This is a genomic window from Jatrophihabitans lederbergiae (genome assembly GCF_031845305.1).
Classification (GTDB): domain Bacteria; phylum Actinomycetota; class Actinomycetes; order Mycobacteriales; family Jatrophihabitantaceae; genus Jatrophihabitans_A; species Jatrophihabitans_A lederbergiae.
On record NZ_JAVREH010000107.1, the window covers coordinates 1 to 4,643 of the forward strand.

General features: G+C 66.3%; 5 protein-coding genes. 3 read left to right on the forward strand and 2 right to left on the reverse strand.

What is annotated here, in order from left to right:
- The first annotated feature begins 191 nt into the window (after nt 1–191).
- Nucleotides 192–620 (forward strand): phthiocerol/phthiodiolone dimycocerosyl transferase family protein, encoded by a 429-nt coding sequence (locus tag RM423_RS26120; protein WP_396327860.1) that lies wholly within the window; start codon nt 192–194, stop codon nt 618–620.
- Nucleotides 563–790 carry a hypothetical protein gene (locus RM423_RS24020; protein WP_311425566.1) on the forward strand — a complete coding sequence of 76 codons (228 nt, stop codon included), beginning with the start codon at nt 563–565 and terminating at the stop codon, nt 788–790. Before RM423_RS26120 ends, RM423_RS24020 begins: the two co-directional genes overlap by 58 nt.
- Nucleotides 791–968: 178 nt before the next feature.
- Here RM423_RS24020 and RM423_RS24025 read toward each other — a convergent pair whose 3' ends face one another.
- The gene (locus RM423_RS24025) at nt 969–1,379 is read right to left on the reverse strand and encodes an SgcJ/EcaC family oxidoreductase (protein WP_311425567.1); all 411 of its coding nucleotides are present in this window, start codon (nt 1,377–1,379) and stop codon (nt 969–971) included.
- Nucleotides 1,380–1,606: 227 nt separating this feature from the next.
- On the opposite strand from RM423_RS24025, the gene RM423_RS24030 reads away from it, so the two are divergent.
- A complete protein-coding gene (locus tag RM423_RS24030) occupies nt 1,607–2,644 on the forward strand; it encodes an LLM class flavin-dependent oxidoreductase (protein WP_311425568.1) in 1,038 nt (345 codons plus the stop codon).
- Between the two features lie 109 nt (nt 2,645–2,753).
- On the opposite strand, the gene RM423_RS24035 is transcribed toward RM423_RS24030, so the two are convergent.
- A complete protein-coding gene (locus RM423_RS24035; protein ID WP_311425569.1) occupies nt 2,754–3,953 on the reverse strand; it encodes an acyl-CoA dehydrogenase family protein in 1,200 nt (399 codons plus the stop codon).
- Nucleotides 3,954–4,643 lie beyond the last annotated feature (690 nt).

Below are 4,643 nucleotides of genomic sequence, written 5' to 3' on the forward strand. Positions count from 1 at the left end.
GCATGTGGAACCGGCGAACCGAGCGACTCGGCCAAATTGTCATGCCCCCACGGCACAATCGGAAACCACAGAGGCTTCCGCCTCAACAACGACGACCAACAGGCGCTGCGTGAAAGTTTCGGGCTAACGAGTCAGTTCATCAATCGAATGCTCCGATCGGCTCTCTACACCACATACGAGAGGTTCATTTCATGACCCTCGGGCGACGTTTTCGACCTTCTTCGAATCCCTATTCGCACTTGCACGCATCGGGCCCGTTGTGGCGAGTGTCAGTCTGGAGGGTGCACGCTCAGTTCTCCGCTGATGCCGGGCCAATGCCGGTCTCACCGGCCTTCGCCGTGGACCTGCGTCCGCGCATGGTTGCCCCGATCGCGCCGGACGCGCCCTTTTGTTGTGTAGCGCGTCAGGTATGCGCCGCCCGCGTGGACGCCGATGATCAGCCGGTCGAGGTGGGCCGACAGAGCGGTACGCAGCTGCAGTCAGCTGTCGAGCGAAACGAGATCCAGCGCAGCCTGCTGGCCAAGCGGCTCGCTGGCCGGCCGCTGCCGCTGCCGATCTCCTCATGGTGCCCAACATCGGCATCGTCGATGAGTACCTGGTGCCTGATGGGCTGCGGGTGATCGGCAGCCGTTGGGCCACCACCTCACGTGGACCGGGAGCCACGCTTTTCGGTTCGGCCGCGAACGGCAGGCTGAACCTCGACCTCGTCTACGACACCGGGTTCCATCAGGCCGAGGTGGTCGGTGAGGTTGCCAAGCAGTTCGAAGCTTTGCTGATCGCGTCCCGGTAGGAGCGGCAGCCGAGCCGACCGCAGCAGAGTTGGCCCGGAGCGGTCAGCACGAAGCCCAGGAAGTGGATCTCCAGCAGGACCACTTCCCGGGCTTCACGCGGTTCCACCGCAGGTTCGTGCGAGCACTGCGGGCCGGTGAGCCGCTTGGACCAAGGGGCTCACCGGCCGCCGAATGGGCTCAGTGTGCAGGCGCCAGCATCGGGCTGTTGTGGTAAGAGGCGATCAGCCACTGACCGTCCCGCTTCTCCATGACCCAGGTCGCGTTCACCTTGCGCGGGTCCGGAACATCGGTCTCGCCGGCGAACAGGATGCCGGACTCGCTGACGACGACCGCGCCGTCGTCGCCAAGGAAGCGGATGCTGAGCAGCTTGTTGTAGGTCGAGCTGCCCTTGAGCGGCCCGGCGAAACCCTGCGCCATGCCATTGCGGATCACGTCACGACTGTCACGGAACGAGCCGGGCATGATGGCGGTTGCGTCCGTGGTGTAGTTGGCGACGAAGGCGTCCGCGTCGTTGGCGTCCCACGCCTTGTAGGCGTCAACCAGCACGGCCTCGATTGCGGCCTCGTCTTCCGCACGACTGTTTGACAACGGATTCTCCCTTGTGATTAGTTCGCCCGAGGTATTCCGCCGGACTTGTCAATACATACCGGCGGCGGGGCGGAAACTCATCGCGCCCACGCCGTCGGAGCGAACGCTCACGCCGGTCTCGGCGAACTTCGATTGCGCAGCGCGAGAGAAGCCGCGCACCGGTGTCGGCCAATAGCGTCGAGGCCACACAAGGTCCCTCAAGGATGGAGTTCGCCATGGATTGCGGGTTGAAAACCAGGCCTGGTGTCGCGGTTCAGTCCGGGTCGGCGCCGTTGGCGGCGCATCTCGCGGTCGAGGCGGAACGGCGCGGGCTGCCGTCGTTCTATACCAGCGAGTTTTACGACCGATCGGCGGTGGTGACCCTCGCCGCCGCGGCGGCAGTCACCTCACGGATCCGGCTCGGGGCAGCCATCGCCTGGGCGCTGGGCCGCACGCCGGTGACCGTGGCCACCGACTTTCGCTCGCTCGCCGAACTCGCGCCCGGGCGGCTCCGGCTCGGCCTGGGAACGGGCAACCCGCAGGTCATCGCCGACTGGCACGGCGTGGACGGAGCGCGGCCGGCTGCGCGGCTGGCCGAACTGGTGCCGCTGATCCGGAAAATTTGGGACGTTGGGTCGGCCGCGGTCGACCATGACGGCGAGTTCTACCGCTGCAAAATCCCGGCCGATCCGGTGCTCCAGCCCTGGCCCGTGCTCGAGGACCGGGCCACCGGGGACAGTCGTCCCCGCATCCTGCTGGCCGGCGGTCGCGCGCCGATGATTCGGGCCGCAGGCGCGGTCGCCGACGGTCTCATCGGCCTACCCCTGTGCAGCCCGGGTTTCCTGGAGCAGGTGGTCCGCCCGACACTCGCCGATGCTGCGAGCCGGGCCGGGCGCGCGCAGCCGGTTCCGATCACCGGGATGGCCATCTGCGCCGTGGGCGAGAACTCCACGCAGACGCGAGCCTTCGCCGCGATGCAGGTTGCGGTGTTCGCGGTTCGATCGTCGGCAGCCCCACTGATCGCCTTTCACGGGTTCGAGGCCGAAGTAGCCGGCATCCGCGAGGCATTTCAGCGGCGCGACCTGCCGGCTGTGGCGTCCGCGGTATCGGATCGGATGCTCGACCTGCTCGCCGTCTATGGAACGCCCGAGGAGGCCCTGGAACGGTTCTCCGCGACCTTCGACGGCATCTACGACGAGCCGCTGCTGTTCACGGCGGGCAAGGGCATGCCCGAAGGCGCGTTTCAGGACAGCGTGCTGGCTGCCTGCGAGGCCTTCAGGGCCTGATGGCGGCGCATCGATCAACAGCCCGAGCGCCGCGCGACGGTTCGCTGTGCGGGCGGCCAGTACCGACTCAGGGCTGCTGGCTGCGGTCAGCGCGGCGTTGCGGTCTGCGCTACCGGCGTATGACGAGTCTTTGCCGGTCGAGCAGGTAGCTGCCCACCGTCTCGAAGTGCGAGTACGACAGCGCGATGTGTTTGGTCACCGAATTCACATCACGGAACGCGCGCTCCAGCCGGCTGGTCGCGTACAGCGACGTCGTCCCCGCCAGCGTGTAGGCGGTCTCCACGGCTGCGGTCGCAGACTCGCCCACGGTTGCCGAAGCCAGCCGGACCAACGAGCTGAGCTCATCGCCAGCTGTCCCGGATAGCTCCATCTGCCGGGCTGCCTCGAATAGCAGCAGCCGCGCCGAGTAGATCGCAATCTCGGCACGCGCGAATCGGTCCTGGACCACATGGCTGGCCGCCAGTGTCTGGGTGCCACTCGAAGGGGCTTTTCCTTGAGCAGTTGAGTAAAATACGTCCATGGTGTCCTGCGCGAGGCCGAGCGCGACCGGCGCCGTCGAGAACGGTCCGAAGTCGAAGTACCCGATCGGATAGGCTCGGGAGGGCCGCTCCGGAGGCGCCTGGACCATCCGGCCCTTGCGGACGGCGAGCTCCTCCGGCACGAACTGCCGGTCGACCTGGAAGTGATTGCTGCCGGTGCCTCGCAGGCCGACGGTGTACCAGGTGTCGAGAAAGCGGACGTCGGAGGCGGGCACGAAAAGCATCACAACGTCCGGACCGCTGGGTGTCTGGACAGGCTGCCAGTCCTTGCACACCAGCGACGTGCAGACCAGCCAGTCAGCGTGCGCCGAACCGCTGGCCATTGCCCACTCGCCCTGAAGCAGGTAGCCACCGTCCACAGGCTCGGCCAGGCCGGATGGTTTGACCCCTCCGACCGCGAAGCCCTCGCAATCGCGGAACAGCTGACGCGAACCCTGCTCGGGCAAGTAGTCCGACAGCCTCCCGATGGCGCCTTGGACGCCGATCTGCCACGAGACCGAGGCATCAAGACGGCCCAGGGCTTCGATCGCAACCATTCCGGCGGTCAACGACGCCTGCTCGCCCCCGAACTCGCGCGAAACCCACATGCGGGTGAAGCCGGCGTCACGTAGCGCCTCGTACACCGCACGTGGCATCTTGCGCTCGTGCTCCGCCTCGTCGCGATGCTTCTCGATGACCGGCGCAACGCTGTCGACCCGCTCGAGCCATGCGGATTCCTCGCGAGTCGGCGCGGGTTCCGGCAGCCGGAACCGCTCCAATCGGTCGTTCATTGGCTTTGCTCCCTTATCTGTTCCGGCCGCACCCTGCAACGCCTACGCGCGACAGCGACCCGTGTCGGCAGGGATTTGGCCGCCTGCCACTCGGCGAAGGGGAATTGCGCGAACTGGCCGCCAGCAGCGAAGTCGGCTTCGTCGTTGAGCCGATAGCTCCGACAGCGTGGAATGTGCCGAACCGAAGCGCCGATGCTCTCGGCGCGATTCGCCCGCAGCTGCAATGGTGCTCGGCCATCCCGCATTCCGATCAGTTGAAACGCATCCGCCGACCGACGGACAGACACCAGCATGGCGCCGGTCGCAGGTCGTGGCTCCTCCCTGCGTGCTCTGCTAAAAAGCCGACGGACAGCAACGCGGGGCCGAGTGCGTCGCGACCACCTAATGAATCGAGGAGCCCGACGAACGAGCCTGCTAGCGAGCGCAAACGCCCCGCATCTGGCAAGGAGGGAGAACTCCTGGGCACCCGGCCAAGCTAATTTCGCCCTATCAGGAGCGGTTGTTCCCGTTCAGCGCGAAATCCCCGGAGGTGTGATGCGCAGCAACACGATGCTGATCACGGTCCTAGCCCGAAACTTTCACGCAGCGCCTGTTGGTCGTCGTTGTTGAGGCGGAAGCCTCTGTGGTTTCCGATTGTGCCGTGGGGGCATGACAATTTGGCCGAGTCGCTCGGTTCGCCGGTTCCACATG

Coding starts and splice junctions, on each gene's coding strand:
- RM423_RS24020 (WP_311425566.1), top strand. CDS start 563: ATGGTGCCCAACATCGGCATCGTCGATGAGTACCTGGTGCCTGATGGG.
- RM423_RS26120 (WP_396327860.1), top strand. CDS start 192: ATGACCCTCGGGCGACGTTTTCGACCTTCTTCGAATCCCTATTCGCAC.
- RM423_RS24035 (WP_311425569.1), bottom strand. CDS start 3,953: ATGAACGACCGATTGGAGCGGTTCCGGCTGCCGGAACCCGCGCCGACT.